This window comes from Acinetobacter sp. FDAARGOS_515 (genome assembly GCF_003938865.1).
GTDB lineage: Bacteria > Pseudomonadota > Gammaproteobacteria > Pseudomonadales > Moraxellaceae > Acinetobacter > Acinetobacter ursingii.
Window position 1 is genome coordinate 2,976,195 of sequence record NZ_RKIX01000003.1, and the last position, 18,338, is coordinate 2,994,532.

Annotated in this window: 16 protein-coding genes; 6 read left to right on the forward strand and 10 right to left on the reverse strand. The window is 38.9% G+C overall.

The annotated features are described in order from the left end of the window. Positions 1–27: 27 nt before the first annotated feature. The gene (locus EGS47_RS15900; RefSeq protein ID WP_004997678.1) at positions 28–543 is read left to right on the forward strand and encodes a GNAT family N-acetyltransferase; all 516 of its coding nucleotides are present in this window, start codon (positions 28–30) and stop codon (positions 541–543) included. Between the two features lies 1 nt (position 544). Here the strand turns inward: EGS47_RS15900 and EGS47_RS15905 are convergent, their stop codons facing one another. The 3 genes from EGS47_RS15905 to EGS47_RS15915 form a co-directional block, all read right to left on the reverse strand. After that, positions 545–1,807 (reverse strand): serine hydrolase domain-containing protein, encoded by a 1,263-nt coding sequence (locus tag EGS47_RS15905; RefSeq protein ID WP_004997673.1) that lies wholly within the window; start codon positions 1,805–1,807, stop codon positions 545–547. Positions 1,808–1,870: 63 nt separating this feature from the next. Further along, positions 1,871–2,725, reverse strand: coding sequence for a MaoC family dehydratase (locus tag EGS47_RS15910; RefSeq protein WP_004997672.1), 855 nt, complete (start codon positions 2,723–2,725; stop codon positions 1,871–1,873). Positions 2,726–2,839: 114 nt separating this feature from the next. Continuing rightward, positions 2,840–4,231 (reverse strand): 3-oxoacyl-ACP reductase, encoded by a 1,392-nt coding sequence (locus EGS47_RS15915; RefSeq protein ID WP_005004229.1) that lies wholly within the window; start codon positions 4,229–4,231, stop codon positions 2,840–2,842. A gap of 241 nt (positions 4,232–4,472) precedes the next feature. Here EGS47_RS15915 and EGS47_RS15920 point away from each other — a divergent pair, with 241 nt between their 5' ends. Continuing rightward, complete coding sequence (locus EGS47_RS15920; protein ID WP_005004228.1) at positions 4,473–6,029, forward strand: acetyl-CoA C-acetyltransferase; 1,557 nt, start codon at positions 4,473–4,475, stop codon at positions 6,027–6,029. 91 nt (positions 6,030–6,120) lie between these two features. Here the strand turns inward: EGS47_RS15920 and EGS47_RS15925 are convergent, their stop codons facing one another. The 3 genes from EGS47_RS15925 to aceI form a co-directional block, all read right to left on the reverse strand. After that, positions 6,121–7,125: an alpha/beta hydrolase gene (locus EGS47_RS15925; RefSeq protein ID WP_005004227.1), complete on the reverse strand. Its 1,005-nt coding sequence runs from the start codon at positions 7,123–7,125 to the stop codon at positions 6,121–6,123. 213 nt (positions 7,126–7,338) lie between these two features. Next, positions 7,339–8,439 carry an OmpW/AlkL family protein gene (locus EGS47_RS15930; protein ID WP_005004225.1) on the reverse strand — a complete coding sequence of 367 codons (1,101 nt, stop codon included), beginning with the start codon at positions 8,437–8,439 and terminating at the stop codon, positions 7,339–7,341. Positions 8,440–8,717: 278 nt separating this feature from the next. Next, positions 8,718–9,140, reverse strand: a complete 423-nt coding sequence (gene aceI, locus EGS47_RS15935) for a chlorhexidine efflux PACE transporter AceI (protein WP_004989124.1) — start codon at positions 9,138–9,140, stop codon at positions 8,718–8,720. An 88-nt stretch (positions 9,141–9,228) separates the two neighbouring features. On the opposite strand from aceI, the gene EGS47_RS15940 reads away from it, so the two are divergent. The 4 genes from EGS47_RS15940 (at position 9,229) to EGS47_RS15955 (ending at position 13,195) form a co-directional block, all read left to right on the forward strand. Next, positions 9,229–10,110 (forward strand): LysR family transcriptional regulator, encoded by an 882-nt coding sequence (locus tag EGS47_RS15940; protein WP_005004223.1) that lies wholly within the window; start codon positions 9,229–9,231, stop codon positions 10,108–10,110. Positions 10,111–10,196: 86 nt separating this feature from the next. Beyond that, the gene (gene tal / locus EGS47_RS15945; protein WP_035272295.1) at positions 10,197–11,186 is read left to right on the forward strand and encodes a transaldolase; all 990 of its coding nucleotides are present in this window, start codon (positions 10,197–10,199) and stop codon (positions 11,184–11,186) included. A 72-nt stretch (positions 11,187–11,258) separates the two neighbouring features. Next, a complete protein-coding gene (gene leuE, locus EGS47_RS15950; RefSeq protein WP_004989131.1) occupies positions 11,259–11,909 on the forward strand; it encodes a leucine efflux protein LeuE in 651 nt (216 codons plus the stop codon). A gap of 110 nt (positions 11,910–12,019) precedes the next feature. Next, entirely contained in the window at positions 12,020–13,195 is a 1,176-nt protein-coding gene (locus EGS47_RS15955) for a benzoate/H(+) symporter BenE family transporter (protein WP_125269776.1), read from the forward strand. A 47-nt stretch (positions 13,196–13,242) separates the two neighbouring features. Here EGS47_RS15955 and EGS47_RS15960 read toward each other — a convergent pair whose 3' ends face one another. The 4 genes from EGS47_RS15960 to EGS47_RS15975 form a co-directional block, all read right to left on the reverse strand. Then, on the reverse strand, positions 13,243–13,962 hold the full coding sequence (locus tag EGS47_RS15960; protein WP_004989136.1) for an MgtC/SapB family protein: 720 nt from the start codon (positions 13,960–13,962) through the stop codon (positions 13,243–13,245). Between the two features lie 10 nt (positions 13,963–13,972). Next, positions 13,973–16,735 (reverse strand): magnesium-translocating P-type ATPase, encoded by a 2,763-nt coding sequence (gene mgtA, locus EGS47_RS15965; RefSeq protein WP_119686950.1) that lies wholly within the window; start codon positions 16,733–16,735, stop codon positions 13,973–13,975. 110 nt (positions 16,736–16,845) lie between these two features. Continuing rightward, positions 16,846–17,538 (reverse strand): hypothetical protein, encoded by a 693-nt coding sequence (locus EGS47_RS15970; RefSeq protein WP_005004217.1) that lies wholly within the window; start codon positions 17,536–17,538, stop codon positions 16,846–16,848. 323 nt (positions 17,539–17,861) lie between these two features. Further along, on the reverse strand, positions 17,862–18,305 hold the full coding sequence (locus EGS47_RS15975; protein WP_005004215.1) for an RDD family protein: 444 nt from the start codon (positions 18,303–18,305) through the stop codon (positions 17,862–17,864). Positions 18,306–18,338: the final 33 nt, after the last annotated feature.

Genomic DNA, 18,338 nt, shown 5'->3' on the forward strand with positions numbered 1-18,338 from the left:
AGTTCTTTAAACATATATAAATTTACTATGTTTGCTACTCCAAGTCTTAGTTCTCCTAGACTCAATATAGAAACTTTTAAGTTACAGGATTATCCTGATATTTATCCATGCATTACGTCAAGTTTGACTCAATTTATGTCTTGGGAGCCAGCAAAATCTTTTGCGGAATTTGAGTCGATTGGTAAAAGCTGGATACATGCTCAAACTCAAGGCACAGATCAATATTTCGTGCTAAAAGATAAAAGCTCTCAAAAGTTTATTGGCTTAATTGGCATTCACCATATCCATACTCAAACGCCTGAATTTGGTTTATGGATACGTGAAGAACAACACGCCAAGGGCTATGCCAAAGAAGCTTTGAAGTCGATTTATGATTGGGCGGTTTTAAACTTTGAAGCTGATTATTTTGTTTATCCCGTCGCAGAACAAAATTTTGCTAGCCGAAAACTGGTAGAAGGTTTAGGTGGAATCATCAGCCACGTCAGACAGCAACCTAAATATCTTCAGGTTACTTATCACATTCCTGCAAAGCTGAAAATTTAAATTAGAACCAGCCTTTATGCCCTTTCAATATTTTATCTGCACAACGCAAGGTTTCTTGAGTCAATCCCCATAAACGATAATCCCCCGTGATCGAACCAATTTTAAAATTATGAGTATAAGCAAAGCTTAAATTTCGATCTGGATCGCACCATGCTCCCGAACCATTATAACCAATATGTCCAAAGCCATTCTTGGCACGTTTGCCCATCGTTAAAACGCGATGATAACCGAGTCGCCAGTTCATCGGAATCGGCATGACTCTATCTCTTGCATAACTTTGAATCGTACTGAGTTGCTGAAAAACCTCTGGCTGAATGAGGGTGTGACCTTCCCATCGACCACCATTGGCAAGCATTGCGTAGATCTTACTTAGGCTATTCGCTGTAAAAGCACCATTCGCAGCCGGTATAATCGCTTGCAGTCCCTCATCACTAAAGAAACTAAAATTTTTCATTCCTTTTGGGATCATCGCATCCTGAAAATCCTGTGGATTTTGTCCTGTCCATGTGACTAATTTATCGGCAAGAGATGGTTTATGTGCTTTTACTTTCTTTGTTTTAGCGTCTTGAGAGTTTTGCTCGATTGATCTTTTTTGTGGAATTAATCTAGCAACACGATCCAGCTCTGAACTCGGCACACCAAAAAATGCACCGTCTAATTGCAAAGGTTTGACCAAATAAGTTTGCATTAAATCGGATAAACCGCGTCCAGTCGCTTTTTCAAGTGCTCCTCCTACTAACCAGCCAAATGTTAATGCTTGATAAGCATTGCTTTGATTAACAGCAAAACGTGGCGTCGCTTGTTCAAACACCTGTAACATATGTGACCAATTCAGCATTTCACGTGCATCCTCAATCAAATTGCGAATGTCGTACAAACCGCTTTGATGACTCAATATATGTCTGAGTGTGATCTTCTCCTTATTGTTCTGCCCAAACGCTGGCCAATAATGTGCAATTGGAATGTCATATTCTATAAAGCCCTCACTGACTAAAATATGTGCCAAAGTTGCTAATACACCTTTTCCAGTTGAGTAACAAACAGAAAGCGTCTCATCATTCCATTGTTCAGTCTGAGATTTTTTACCTGTATAAATATCAACCACTTTTTGCCCGCGAAAATAAACGGCTAAAGCTGCTCCGCCTTGTTCAGTCCGCGCATCCTGCAAACGGCTAAATTGTTCTGCCAAATCGTGAAAACGCTGATCAATCAAACCGTGATAATTTTGCTTATCTGCAAATAAAATTTCTGTTAAAGCGCTCATTCTTGTTCCCTCATTTTTTTCTAGTTTTATATAAAAAGCCCGAATTGATCGGGCTTTTAAAATTTACAAAGCGTTGACCGTCCCTGAAACATGCGGTTTTTTAGACTTTTCATTGCGAATTAAAAAATCAGTTTCCTTTGGCTGCTCTGCTGTCAAAAACTCAACTTTTGATGGCAAATACATTGGAAGTTTAAACCATACATCTGCTTCATAAGCGTCTGGTAAGTTGATATTGGCCAAAGCCTTAGCTTTACTCCACATTCCATGCGCAATCGCCTGTTTAAAACCAAAGGCTTTTGCCGTCACCGCATGAATATGGATGAGGTTAAAGTCGCCTGAAACTTTGGCATAACGACGACCTGTATTTTCTGCAATATTCCATACTTGTTGAAGTTGATACTCTGGTATTCTGCTTTCTTTTGCTTTTTCAGTAGTCTTTTTCTCTGTCTTTTGACGAGACAAGTAAGTGGTTAAACCTTGCATCACCACTTCATTGCCCACTTTTGCAGTCGTAATGAAATCAAACTGAACGCCTTTATCATGCGGCTTTAACTCGCCAAATTTACAAGATAATGTTAAACGTTCATCTACTCCAATTTTACGTGTTTGTTTGACTTGATTACGAATATGAACCAAACCTAACACTGCAAATGGAAAAGCTTCTGTGGTCATCATATGCATCTGTAAACTCTGCGAAAGCACCGCTAAATAAATCGCAGGAATAAAACCATCATTTTTAAAGCCACAAACTTCATTATAAGCTTGCAAATGTTTTTGATCGACTTGAAATGAATCCACCACATATTCAACCTGTGGCAAAACTTTTGGACCCGTTGGCTTTTTAAATACCAGACCCTGAATGACTTTTGGATAAGCCAGATACGGTTTAGGAAGTTGGCTAAAATGGCGTGTATTCATGGTTGACCTTATTCAATTTTTATAGATTTACAATGAGGATACCCTCTCCTTAAACTGATAAAGAGAGGGCGAATATTATTCTATTTTCAAAGCGACCACATAAAAACTAGCAAATTATGCGCCGAGTAAGCTTTGCCCACAAACACGCACAACATTACCGTTTAGACCAGTTGATGCAGTTGATGCGTACCATGCGATTGTTTCCGCAACATCAACAGGTAAACCACCTTGATTCATCGAGTTCATACGACGACCAGCTTCACGAATCGCAAATGGAATCGCAGCGGTCATCTGGGTTTCAATAAAGCCTGGCGCAACAGCATTGATAGTAATACCATTTTTCAACGTTGGCGCAGTAAATTTCACCAGACCAATTACGCCTGCTTTAGATGCAGCATAGTTGGTTTGTCCCAAGTTCCCTGCAATACCACTGATTGAAGAAACGCAAACAATTCGACCATTTTCATTCAAGCCATCATTAGCCAATAGATAGTCATTGATACGTTCAGCCGCTGACAAGTTAATGTTAATTACCAGATCCCAAAGCTCAGGCTTCATATTAGCCAAAGTTTTATCACGTGTAATACCAGCGTTATGTACAATAATATCCAAACCGCCCTGCTTTGCAGCAGCCGCTTTAATTTTCTCACCTGCATCAGCCGCAGTAATATCCAGACCTAAAGCCGAGCCACCAATTTCCGCTGCTACGCGATCAAGATCTGCTTGCTGCTGTGGTACATCCAGACAAATAACGTGTGCGCCATCGCGTGCCAATATATGTGCAATTGCTTCACCAATACCACGACTTGCACCAGTGACCAATACAGTTTTACCTGCCAATGGCTGATTCCAGTCTACTTTTACCACATCTGCTTTAGATACACGGATCACTTGACCAGAAACATACGCTGAACGTGGAGAAAGCAAGAAACGTAAAGTTGATTCGATATTATCCGCCGCGCCTTCATCCACATAAACGACTTGTGCAGTAATACCTTTTTTGAATTCTTTACCAACAGATTTTACAAAACCTTCAAGCGCACGTTGAGCAATTGCTTGTTTTACAGTTTTTGCTGATTCTGGTGTGGTGCCAATCACAATCACGCGACCAGAGCTTTGAATTTGACGTGCCACTGGATTAAAGAATTTATACAGTTCATTCAACTGTTCAGAGTTTTGAATGCCAGACGCATCAAAAACCACTGCTTTAAATTTAGACTCTTTGTCACCTGAATTAAAAGCACGTAAATTTAAACCAACTTTTGCGGCAGTTTGTTGTAACTCTGCATTATTGCCTGCATAGCTGTCCGCATGGATATTACTCAAAACCTGTGCAATTGCGCCAGATAAAGAACTTGAAGGCGCAGCACCAAGCAATACAGCACCATTGATCACAGGTTCTGCACTTTCAAAACGATCTAGCACCACAGGTGATGGTAAACCTAAATTTTTTACTACAAATTTACCAAGTGGTGATTGGGTAAATGCCTGGTATTGATCAGTCATGGTTATTATCTCTCATGCAAAAAATGTATGTATAAACTCAGCCAGATAATTGCTGTTTATATCCTTTGTTGGAAACTTGTGAACATATAGGTTCATGGATTTGAATAAAATAATACTTGAGTTAATCTTGATATGTCTTGACCTGAATGCAGTCTAGAATGTCATTCTAGTCAATACAGGTCTATTTTAATTATGTTAATGTACACCGCAAGAATATCATAAACATGCTTGGAAAAGCCTTATGAGCAAAACAACTCAAGACAATCCACAAGAGCAAACAGCACCGACTAATACTGCTTCGGATACTGTGTCAAATACATCAAAGCGCACTCCACGCGCAACTAAAAGTACAGCTTCAGGTACAGCGAAAGCAACCTCTGCAACTGCAACCAAAACACCACGTACACGTTCAAGCACTGCGCGTACAAAAACGACTGCTGCAACCAGTAAAACGCCAGCTAGTACAAAAGCATCAACTTCAACTAAAGCGCAACCTTCTGTTCAACAGGATCAAAACATGAGTCAAAACGCAATTCGCCGTGTCGCCATTATTGGTGGTAACCGTATTCCATTTGCCCGTTCTAATGGCGCGTATTTTAAAGCATCTAACATGGACATGTTAACTGCTGCATTAAATGGTCTGGTTGAACGTTACAACCTTCAAGGTCAACGCCTTGGTGAAGTCGTTGCGGGTGCGGTACTAAAACATAGCCGTGATTTTAATATGACCCGTGAGTGCGTACTGAACACTGCCCTTGCTCCAGAAACACCTGCTTACGATATCCAGCAAGCATGTGGTACAGGTTTACAAGCTGCTTTTGCCGTTGCCAATAAAATTGCACTGGGGCAAATCGATGTTGCAATTGCTGGCGGTGTAGATACAACTTCGGATGCGCCTATCGCATTTGGTGACGGTCTACGTAAAGCCTTGCTTGAATTGAATATCGCAAAAACAGGTAAAGATCGTTTAAAGGCTTTAACTAAAATTAATTTGAAAGAATTGATGGATGCACCAAAAAATGGTGAACCACGCACTGGTCTTTCAATGGGGGATCATGCTGCAATTACCGCACTTGAATGGAATATTGGACGTGAAGAACAGGATGAACTTGCTGCATCTTCTCATCACAAAATGGCAAAAGCCTATGAAGAAGGTTTCTTTGACGACTTAATTACCCCGTTTATGGGTCTTGAGCGCGACAATAACTTACGTCCAGACTCATCAGTCGAAAAACTTGCCAAACTTAAGCCTGTTTTTGGTAAAGGTGAAAATGCGACCATGACAGCGGGTAACTCTACTCCACTGACTGATGGTGCATCTGTTGTTCTTTTAGCTTCTGAAGAATGGGCGAAAGCAAACGGACATGAAGTATTGGCTTACTTAAGCTTCTCTGAAACAGCAGCAGTTGACTTCGTGAATAAAAAAGAAGGCTTATTAATGGCGCCTGCTTATGCAGTTCCACGTATGCTTGAACGTGCTGGTTTAAAACTACAAGATTTCGATTATTACGAAATTCATGAAGCATTTGCATCACAAGTGCTTTCTACACTTAAAGCGTGGGAAGATCCTAAATTCTGTAAAGAGCGTTTAGGTTTAGATGCTCCTTTAGGTGCGATTGATCGTTCTAAATTGAACATTCATGGCTCTTCTTTAGCTGCGGGTCATCCATTTGCTGCCACAGGTGGTCGTATCCTTGCGACTGCGGCTAAAATTCTCAACCAAAAAGGTTCAGGTCGTATTTTAGTCTCGATCTGTGCCGCTGGTGGTCAAGGTGTGGTTGCCATTGTAGAAAAATAAGTTTTCCTTATTTTCTACCAATGCTTTGAAAAAAATCAGCATCTTATTTGGATGCTGATTTTTTTATAACTACTTAAAACTCTAATCAAGTTCAAGAATGACGTTTGAGGAACTGCATCGACTGATCAAAAACTTCATGACTGGCTTTAAACCGCATATTAAAGTTAAAATCATGATTAATATTTTCGGCATAATCTTTGGTGTATATTTTCGAACTCACATCAACACCCAAATTTTTAAGCTTTTTAACCAATGGTTTAGTCTGAGTTTGAGTCAAAATATCCTGATCTGTTGCACTAAAATACACGGGTGGAAATTGCGGTGTGACCCACGGATAAGCGGACATCAAGTCTAATTGTTGATCTGTAGGATGAGGATAGCCACTGTATTGGGCAATGACGCTTTGTGCCCCCCAAGAAACGATTTTTCCAGCTTTTGCACTTGCGTGGTATAAGGTTTTCAAATCATAAACGCCACTATGTAAAACGAGTCCCTTCACACTTTGAGCAGAAATAGATGCTTTCAAATTCAGCTGCTCTGCCATTTTAGGCGCATTTAATGCGGCAACATAACTACTCGTAATATTTGCACCTGCGGAATCACCACTAAAAAATACACGAGATAAGTCGATTGGTAATTGATTTTGGTGTTGAACAACATACTCAACTGCCTGATTTAACTCTAATACCTGTTGAGGATAAGCGGCTTGTGGAACTAAAGTATATTCAACATTGACTACCAGAAAACCTTGATCCGCAATCATTTTCGCATAAGGCAACATACTCTCTTTATTACCGGCAACCCAACCACCACCATGAACCAGAAAGACCACAGGAGTCTTTTTATCGACCAGCACTTCAGGATAAATAATATCCAATCTTTGACTCGACTGATCGCCATAATTCAGATCAGTTTTAACAATAAGCTGTTGAGCAATATTTTCTTTGGCGTATTGTTCAAGATATTGAACATTCTCTCGAGTTTGCTGATTATCCATTAATTTTGCGACCAGCGTGGTGGGTAAATTTTGACAGCCTGATGAGAAGATCAATAAACCTAAAGCAAAGCAAATCTTCATTTTTTTCAATTGGAACATCTGAACATAATCCATAATTTGATGATGTGCATTTTAGCCTTTTAAATATGTGACCTATGCATACCAGAAAGTAAGTTGAGCTATGAAATTTTATGCGCGATTAATCATTCAAATGTAAAAAAGCTTTGTTATTTTGCTAAACTAAAAAGCATGCCCATCATTGTATTGATCAGCATGCCAGTATCAATAAAGTTTTAAACCTCGACGCTAAAATTAAAAACGATAACCTACCCCCAAATAAGTAATGATAGGGTCGATATCCATTTTGGTCGTGGCATGAATTAGTTGTTTGTTTGTATTTCTATCAAACACATTAATCGTGGCTTTATTATTGAGTTTTGCATAAGACACTGAAGCCACTGTATACCAATTTGGCGTGATATCATAAGTAAATCCAGCAGTTACAATCGGTGCAATCGCATCATCTGCGTCAACATCCACCACTGGATTTGCACTGGATTTTTTACCGTCTAATGCAGCACCTGCCTGCCCATCATGAATATTTTGAATCATGTGACCTGCGGCTTCCAAGTCAGAGCGTATACCAGAGTTTAGTTTAATATCACTAAAATGAGCATACATTACTCCCGCGCCGACATAGGGTCTAAACTTATTTATGCCCGCTCTACCCCACTGATATTGGGCTTCCAGTGCAGGTGTCCAAGCACGTACGGTTGCGGCTTTGCCGTAAGCATCTAAATTGGTAATAGGAATGTCTTTTTTTAGTCCAAGATTATCCCCAATAACACTGCCAGCCAAACCACCGGGCGCAGCAGAACCTGTCAATGGTGCTTTAATAAACCCTTTACCGTTAATATCAACTTTAGGAGGAATACCTCCAATAAATTGCAATGAAACATTTTCATTTAAATAATAGTTAAAAGTTAGACCAAGAGTATCTACATCATCCGCTTCTAATCCGCTTCCTTCATTTTGCCAATGATCAATGCCATTAATTGTAGCTACTCCAGACGTAACTGGGGTGACATTGCCTTCAGAATCAACAAATCCCAGTAGCTCCCCAACACTTTGCCCACCGCCTTCAGGTTTTTTAAAGACTAAATCCAAAATATCTTTAGCGTTTTCACCTGTAGATGGAAGAGTAGCGTCTGGATCAACAGCACTCATAAATGCAGGGATTGAGATTTGACCAACATTGGCTTTAGTGCCACTTGGAACAGAGGTCGAGATATCAAACGGATTTGCTTTTCCCTGTGGCATTACATGTAACCACCCTGCTGACACTGAGAACCTTTTAAAATCAGCTGCATGTACCGCAGAAATGCATGTTACACCAATCAAACTGCAATACATTGTTTTGTAAAATATTTTACTTTTTATATTATATTCCCTTTATATTTAGCTCATCATCAATGACAAAACTCAATTTATCGTACAAAAATATTGAGTAAAAATAAGACAAAACCGATAAATGGCATTAAATTAAAAATCATATATTTCAATATGATAAAATTTAAATATTTATAAAAAACTAATAAATTCAATTAGTAGCGAAATGAAAAATTTAATTGTCAATTATGTTAATTTTCATAAAAAAAGTCACCAATTTTAAAAATCAGTGACTTAAATTGTTAGTTTTGAGGCGCATAACCCAGACGCATTTCTAAATGGTCATAACACCACTGGAATATAAAAGTATAAATCAAAATACACATGGTCAAGCCAAAGTCTAAAACGATCGCCTGCCAGATACTCATATTCATGGCGTAGGCCACCATTGGAATCGTTGCAAGCATCAAGCCGCCTTCAAAACCAATGGCATGAAGAATACGAACTTTAATGGTTCGTTTAAGTTGATGCTTATGTTCAAATTTTTCAAAAAAATGGTTAAAAATCATATTCCAGACTACAGAAGTCACCGCCATGGCAATACCTAGCGAGCCTGTGACTTCCATCGGAACATCGAAAATAAAACTCAATGCGATTGCTATGATGACCAATAGAATCACTTCATAGCTCAAGGCATGAATAATTCGTCTTTTGGAAATCAACATTTTAAAACACTCTTTTTGTTTACAGTATGCTTATTTTATTTTTATAATTTTGATAAATCCAATCAGGTTCTTTCAATAATTTTGATAGATGAATATTAATCAGGAACAACTCACCATCTTTAAGACCGTGATGGAAACAGGTTCATTTTCTGCTGCCGCCAGAAAATTAAACAAAGTTCCTTCTGCTGTCAGCATGTCTATTGCTAATTTGGAAATAGATCTTAATTTAAATTTGTTTGAACGACTTGGCCGTGAACCTGTTGCCACTTCGGAAGCGCATGTGCTTTATGAAAAGACCAACCAGCTTTTGATTGAAATGAATCAATGGAAACAACAGGCATATGCACTCAGTACAGGACTTGAATCAGTCTTGAATATTGTGATTGCGTCTGAACTATTGGATACCAATTGGACAGATTATGTCAGCTTAGTTTCCAAACAATTTCCAGATTTACAAATTAATATTACCTCTGCACCTCAAGAAGATGCTTTAGCCATGTTGCTCGATCAGCGCGCGCAACTGGCATGGATGTTTGAACGTGAGCATCTGGATTATCGTGAACAATTCGTTGAAATCAAAAAAGAATCACTGATTCCTGTTGTCTCCAAAACACATCCTTTGGCTAACATGCAGCACATTCAATTTGAAGATCTGTTAAATCAGCGTCAAATCGTAGTGGCAAGTCGGGATAATACGATTAAACCTGAATTATTGTTTTCTAAAAATTATTGGCGTACAGATAATCACCATTCGGCTTATATGCTGATTGTCAGAAATTTAGGCTGGGGAGTTTTACCCTCAGAAATGTTTCAAGAAAACCCTAGACTAAAACAACAATTGAAAGTTTTAGATCTTCTGGATTTTACGCCCAAATTTGAATATTACATCGATCTAGTCTGGAGTCGAGAAAGTAAGCTAGGGTCTGCTGCGCGATATTTAATCGAGCATATTCGACGTGACAGAAAATAATCAATCGACAAGTTTTAACGTGGATTTACAATAGAATATGCTATAACTAAAGAGATAAATATTTTAAACCAAGAATGTTGATTGCAATGACACAAACAGCTTTAGACCAATTAAAACAGGTTACAACCGTTGTCGCCGATAGTAGTGACCTCGAAGCGATTCGCCAGTTTCGTCCTCTGGATGCCACAACCAATCCCTCATTAATCACTGCGGCAGCTAGCCAGCCTGAAAATCGTGAACTCATTGAAGCTGCTTACACGCAAGCACGTGAAGAAGGTTATCAGGCAGATCAATTGATTGAACGTACCATTGATATTTTGACCGTCAAATTTGGCGTTGAAATTTTAAAGTTGATTGAAGGTCGTGTTTCGACTGAAGTGGATGCGTCGTTATCTTATGATACAGAGGCGACCCTGCAAAAAGCGCGTGAATTGTCCAAACTTTATCAAGATTATGGCATCGATCCATCTAGAGTGTTAATTAAAATTGCATCGACATGGGAAGGTATTCAAGCAGCCAAAGTACTTGAAGCTGAAGGCATTGCTTGTAACTTAACCTTATTGTTTGGCTTGCATCAAGCTCAAGCCTGTGCAGATGCGCATATCACTCTCATTTCTCCATTTGTTGGACGTATTCTGGATTGGTATAAAAAGGCTGAAAATATTGATCACTATCCAATCGAAAAAGATCCGGGCGTGATATCAGTCAAAAAAATCTATCATTATTATAAGCAACACGATATCCAGACTCAGGTGATGGGTGCAAGTTTCCGTAGTGTCGATCAGGTTTTAGGTCTAGCGGGTTGTGACCTACTGACGATTTCTCCAGCATTGTTGACTGAATTAAATCAAGACCACCGTCAGGTTGAAACTGTTTTAAGCTCTGAATCAGCATCCGATGCCGAGAAAATCAATCGAGATACGCAAACACGTGAAAGTTTCAAAATTGAACTCGAACATGATTTAATGGCTTTTCAGTTATTACAAAGTGGCATTGATGGCTTTATCAAAGCGCGCGATCAGCTCAATACCTTACTACGTCAGTCATTTGGAATTGATGCCGAAATTCAACCCTAATATTTGATAATTCACATATTAAAACCGATTTTTGTTATAGTACAAAAATCGGTTTTTTATGAGTAAATCTTCGTGTTCGGGATTATAGATCTAGCAACTTACATCGTTGGTACCTTGTTAATTGTATTTTTACCCGGACCAAATTCTATTTACGTCATGTCGATTGCTTCGCGCTATGGTATTAAAACTGGTTATCGTGGCGCATTTGGTATTTTCACGGGCGATGCGATTTTAATTTTGTGTACGGTACTTGGCGCCGCGTCTCTTATGCATGCTTTTCCATGGATTTTTACTACACTCAAAATTGTGGGTGCACTCTATCTGTCTTATCTAGGGTTTAAGCTACTGCAAGCAAGTTATCAACGCTGGAAAAATAAGTCTGTGGAAGAGATTCAAATGGCAGACTTACCGCAACTTGATCAGATTCATCCTTATCGCACTGCACTCGGCATTAGTTTACTTAACCCTAAAGCAATTTTATTTTTCTTGTCTTTTTTTGTGCAATTTGTCGATCCTACTTATCCTTATCCCGCGCTAAGTTTTCTGATTTTATCCATCATTTTACAATGCGTAAGTCTAAGTTATTTAACCATTCTGATTTTTTCCGGAGTGAAATTATCAGCTTTTTTTAAATCTCAAGATAAAATCGCTGCGGTCAGTATTTTTATGGTCGGTATTTTATTCTTTGGCTTTGGTTTAAAACTTGCGACTTCAACTTTGTAAGATTTTACCTTTTGTTTAAATCCCTACCTCTTTAGAATACAACCCATGCTTTTCTTTCGCTGAATTTTGAAAAGCATTTTCTTAAACACCTTATGACCTAAAGCTGAATCATGCAAAAATTTATCCGTGATTTTTCACTTCCTGCCGCTTTTGCTGGATTTGTTACTTTTCTGATTGGGATCAATGTATCTGCTGTGTTGGTTATTCAAGCCGCACAAATACTGGGTGCAACGACCGAACAAATAACCTCATGGTTTTGGGCATTAGGGATTGGGATTGGTTTATCTGGTCTAATTTTGTCATGGAAATTTAAATATCCTGTAGCAACATCATGGTCGACAGCAGGTCTAGCCTTAATTATTGCAACAGGCAGTGGCTATAATTTACATGAAGCGATTGGTGCATTTTTGGTATGTGGCTTAATCACAGCACTGCTTGGTTTTTTTGGTTTTTTTGAAAAAGTCCTCGCTTATATTCCACAAAGTTTGACCAGTTCAATGCTGGCTGGCGTTTTACTTAAATTTGGAATTGCTATTTTTGCCAATATGCAGGATCACTGGCAGTTTATTCTAAGTTTACTTGCCGTCTACATCGTTTCTAAACGTGTTTGGCCACGCTACTGTATTGTCATTACGGTCGTGATTGGCATTATCATCTGCCCATTTTTTATGGAGTTTCATCCTCCTGTTCTACATTGGACTTTGGCAAAACCGGTGTGGATTACACCTGAATTTACGTGGTCTGCAATTTTAGGATTAGCACTGCCCCTTTTTGTCATCAATATGGCATCACAATATTTACCGGGTATTGCCATGATTAAAAGTTATGGTTATCGCCCTCATGTCAATCAACTGATTGGCTGGACGGGTGCAACGCAAACCTTGCTTGCCCCTTTTGGCTGTTATACCGTTAATATTGCCGCGATTAGTGCCGCTGTAAGTCTGGATGATCAAGTGCATCCTGACCCAGCCAAACGTTATATTGCTGGGATTAGTTGTGGATTTTTCTATATTTTAATGGGTTTGTTTGCTGCGACACTTACCAGTTTGCTGATGTCATTTCCGTCATTATTCATTATGGCGCTGGCGGGTATTGCTTTATTTGGTACCATTAGCCACAATATCGCCATTGCCTTTCATGAACCGAATGATCGCGAAGCAGCGCTACTCACTTTTTTATGTAGCGCTTCTGGGGTTCAGTTTTTTGGAATTGGCTCTGCTTTTTGGGGATTAATTGTCGGAATTGTTGTTTCGCTTATATTCAAAGTAAAATTTAAAAAGACATAAACAACAAACTGCTTTTTTAAATTTCATTGAAACTAAAAATACGATGTTTAAGCCATCGTATTTTTATCCCAATAGGCCTGTTGAACTTGTGGCATTTGATTGAGTTGTTTAATCATTTCATTCATTTCAACAGGGTCTATGGACGTTGCAATTAAGGTTGCCTCGATTTCCACATCTTCTTCACCAAAAGGTTCAACATCCAGATCCATCAAGGGATAATTCAAACTTTGCAACATTTCGGTGAGTTTATACATCACCATTTTTCGATGATCCTTATGGGCAATCAGATAGATCACATGGGTCACTTCTGATTCAGCATCCAATGGTTGCCGATCCATCATATTGACGAGAGGTCGTAATAAAGTATTCGCAGCGATAATAAATGCTGTCGCCAATATAGCCTCCATAATCAGATCTGAACCCGCCGCAGCCCCAACAGCAGCAGAACACCAAAGTGTCGCTGCTGTGTTTAGACCATGAATATTGCCTTCCTGACGCATAATCACACCTGCACCCAGAAAACCAATCCCCGAAACCACATACGCAATTACGCGTACGGCACCATCTGCCCCTGAAAGATTATTGGCGATATCAACAAAAATTGCAGCACCTAAAGCCACCAGAACATTGGTTCTCAAACCTGCTGTTCTTTGTCGATACTGTCGTTCAAAACCAATCAATCCACCCAATAAAAAAGCAGTGGTCAGACTGATCAAAGTATTAGCCATATTAGATAAACTGGTATTGTGTAAAAATTGCAAAACCATACTGCACCTGTTATTGCCAGCCATAACGACGAATATAAATACCTTTTATCCATTGAGTCACACACATATAAGCCAATAAAATACAAGGTAAATACAGAAAATACGTCAATGGTAAAGCTTCTAGTTTAAAGTAATGTGCCAAAGGTCCCATTGGTAAAAATATTCCAATTGCACTAATGATAATGGTCATGACTACCAACGGTGTTGCAGCACAGCTTTGAATAAACGGAATTTTTTTAGTTCGAATCATATGAACGATTAAAGTTTGAGTCAGTAGCCCCACAACGAACCAGCCAGACTGAAACAAGCTTTGCTGGGCTGGTGTATTCGCATCAAATACGAACCACATCATGCCAAAAGTCAAAATATCAAAAATAGAACTGATTGGCCCGAAGACCACCATAAAACGCCCAACTTCTGATGGCTGCCAGCGTTGAGGTTTTTCAAGCTGCTCTTCATCTACATGATCAAACGGAATGGCAATTTGTGAGACATCATAAAGTAAGTTCTGTACAAGCAAATGAATTGGCAGCATAGGCAAAAATGGAATAAATGCACTAGCTACTAATACCGAAAAAACATTACCAAAATTTGAACTGGCCGTCATTTTGATATATTTGAGCATATTGGCAAAGGTTCGACGACCTTCAATGACACCATTTTCAAGTACCATCAGGCTTTTTTCGAGAAGAATTAAATCTGCTGACTCTTTGGCTATATCAACAGCCGAATCTACAGAAATACCAATATCCGCCGCACGAATCGCTGCCGCATCGTTAATCCCATCACCGAGAAAACCGACCACATGACCATTTGCCTTAAGTTGCTCAACGATTCGTTCTTTATGAATTGGACTTAATTTGGCAAAGATAGTGTATTCTTCTACGACAAGTTTTAAATCTTCGTCAGATAATGTCTCAACCATTCCACCCAATAAAACCTTTTCATGAGGAATACCAATTTCTTGACATATTTTTTGGGTCACAAATTCATTATCCCCAGTCAGTACTTTTACACTAACGCCATGCGCATGTAATTGTTGTATGGCAGGTCGAGCAGATTCTTTAGGTGGATCCAGAAAAGTGATATAACCAGCCAGAATCAGGTCGCTCTCGTCTTTGACTGAAAAGTTTTCACAGATACCATCAAAGTCACGATAAGCCACAGCCACAACGCGTAGACCTTCACGATTATAATGCTGCGTAATTTCTTCAATCTCTTTACGAAGTTGGGCAGTTAACTCTTTGATCTCCCCTTTAATTTCAATATGAGTACAGACTTTGATCATTTCCTCGACAGCACCTTTGGTCACCATACGAATCTGGGATTGAGGAGTACGTACGATTACTGACATACGGCGGCGTTCAAAATCAAATGGAACTTCATCAAGCTTTTTAAAACGTAGCTTTTCAAACTTCATATCTTGATCAACAGCTTCAAGTACAGCTACATCCAACAAGTTCTTGAGTCCCGTTTGATAATAGCTATTTAAAAAAGCCAGCATCAGCACTGTATGTGATTTTTTTCCTAATACGTCGACGTGATGTGATAGAAAAATTTTATCTTGTGTCAGCGTTCCTGTTTTATCGGTACATAGCACATCCATCGCACCAAAATTTTGAATGGCGTCCAGACGTTTCACTATTACTTTTTTTCTGGATAAAAATACCGCACCTTTCGCAAGTGTTGAAGTCACAATCATCGGGAGCATTTCTGGTGTTAAACCCACCGCAACGGACAGGGCAAATAATACTGCCTCACCCCAATCTCCTTTGGTGAACCCATTAATGAATAAAACAATAGGTGCCATAATCAACATAAACCGAATCAGTAACCAACTGATTTTATTCACACCTAGCTGAAATGAAGTCACGCTGCGATCTGTTGCAGTGACCCGATGTGCCAATGCACCAAAATAAGTTTGAATACCTGTATTAAGCACGACAGCTTTTGCCGTACCTGAGACCACATTGGTTCCCATAAAGACTAAATTATCAAGTTCTAATGGGCTATTTACATCCATACTATGTTGTAATGCATATTTTTCTACAGGCATAGATTCTCCAGTCATGGCTGCCTGTGAGACAAATAAATCTTTTGCCGAAAGAATTCGACAGTCGGCAGGAATCATATCTCCCGCAGAAAGCAAAATAATGTCGCCTGGAACCAGATATTGGATGGGTATTTCAAATTGAATCTCTTTAAGCTGTTTTACTTTCGCTCCATAACGCTGTTGTAGCAAACTCAAATCTGAATAATTAATCTCACGACGCAACACCATAGCCGTATTCGTGACCATGGCTTTGAGCGATTCTGCGGCTTTGTTTGACTTAGACTCTTGCCAATATCGCAAAAATGTTGAAAGCAATACCATGATGCTAATAATGACTGACCCAGTCAGATCATCTGTGAGGAATGCGACAACAGCCAAAAGACTCAGTAATACATTAAAAGGATTACGATAGCAGTACCACAGATGTTGCCACCACGTTAACGGTTTTTCCTGTGCAACCTCATTAAGTCCAACTTTAAGCTGCTGCTCTTGTGCTTCAACTTCAGTTAAACCCTCTTCATGCGAAGATAAAGTATTTAAGAGTGCTTCACTTTCAAGTGTTGAATAATGTCTTAATTGCACTGCTAGAGTTTGCCCAATTTCTTTGGCATAACTAGATTGATGCAATTCTTTAAAAGAACTATTTCGAATAAAGAAACGTTTTAAATGAAAAGTTTCCAGAAAGCGTGTAAATAGACGTTGCCATAGATCATATTTCATGTAGAGATCTCCTTTTTTCAGGCATACGAAGCCGCACTTTATTTAGATGAATAAAGTGGATTTGCAATAAATGATTTAGAAAATAAGTGCTTTGGTTCTAAATAATCAGATTAGGGTGTAAAACTTAAGCCAAAGCCAAACCATCGCTCTCGAAAAGTATTCAAGCGCTGTCCAATGGAAGCTTCAAAAGTCAAAATATTAGGAAGGATAGAATAATGAATAGCGCTTTGTAACAAAGGTGCATGTTGATCTTGGTTATAAGTTTCAACACTTACACTTGTTTTTGGCGTTAAAGCAAGGTTAGATGCCAAACTCCAACGCAATAGATTCAAGTTTCGTGGTGAATATTGATAGCCAATATTACTATCTATATGCAGAGAATTATTAAGATAAACTAAAGAAAAAGGAATATTAAGAAACCACTGAATGGACTCTTTATCTTTTTCATTCTGCTGGGAAATTTGAAGGCTGGCAGCCATTCCCCATTGACTCATGGGTTGGATCACACCTTTAACTTGAGCGGACCATTGCCCTTTCCCAGCATCAACAAATTGATCAGTATAGGAAATCGAACTTTCAACCCCCTCAATGAACTGGCAAGCTGTATTCAATTGATAGCTTGCCTGTGAACCTGACGGGCGATTTACAGCGGATTCCAACTGGCAATGTTTTGCAGACACAATGTCTGCATCGTCTGTATTCAACAATGGATCTGCTTTGGCATATTGTGAAAGCAACATACAAATCCAGATGCAAAAGCATTGAATACTATAAAGTTTTAAAATTGAAGCATGTAACCACATTAGCTTCTCCCACATTTTAGAAGGAGTCTAAGCAGGCAGTATTACGCCCGAATGAAAATTCAGCGTGATTCAATATAGATATGGATATAAATGTGATGACAAACTATCTCATTGCAAGATAGTCGCCCTAAGTAGTGACTTTTCTTGCTCAGATAACAGTATGCATAACCAACTTACAGCATAACCTCGAACAACTTCCCACTTAGGGTCTCCTCATATTAAATTTGGCTGTATTATATTTAGATTTTCTTAATTTACAAGTCCTTTTAATGCAACTTTTTACAGATAAAATACAATTACTGCAAATACATCATCTGCATCGATTAAAGTTCTTTGACCACGACTGTTTTCGCCATTTTATCGTGCCAACCTTGTTTTTTTGAATCAAATGCAATCCAGATGAATCCGAGCATAAAAACCAAAGTAGATGGTATATATCCAATATAACGAATAATCGACTGACCTAAAGTCAGTTTATTACCCGTTTTTTCATCTAGCACCTTTAAACGCATCAAACGCTTGCCAGGCGTTCCGCCTAGATATAGCCAAAAAAGAATCGTGTATAAAAATGGGAAAATATAATTGACTAGAATATCAAACCATAGCGAAGCTTTTTGATCAGCCAAACCCGTAGAAAAAACCAGATCATAATTCCCCTGATAAAAAATCCATGCTGAAGGTATGATGGCTAACATCATAATCAGTGTATCAATAATCGAAGCACCACAACGTATCCAAAAGCCTGCGTATTCATATTTATAAGACATGTTTTCCTCTCATTGTTGTTATCAAGGCAGTAT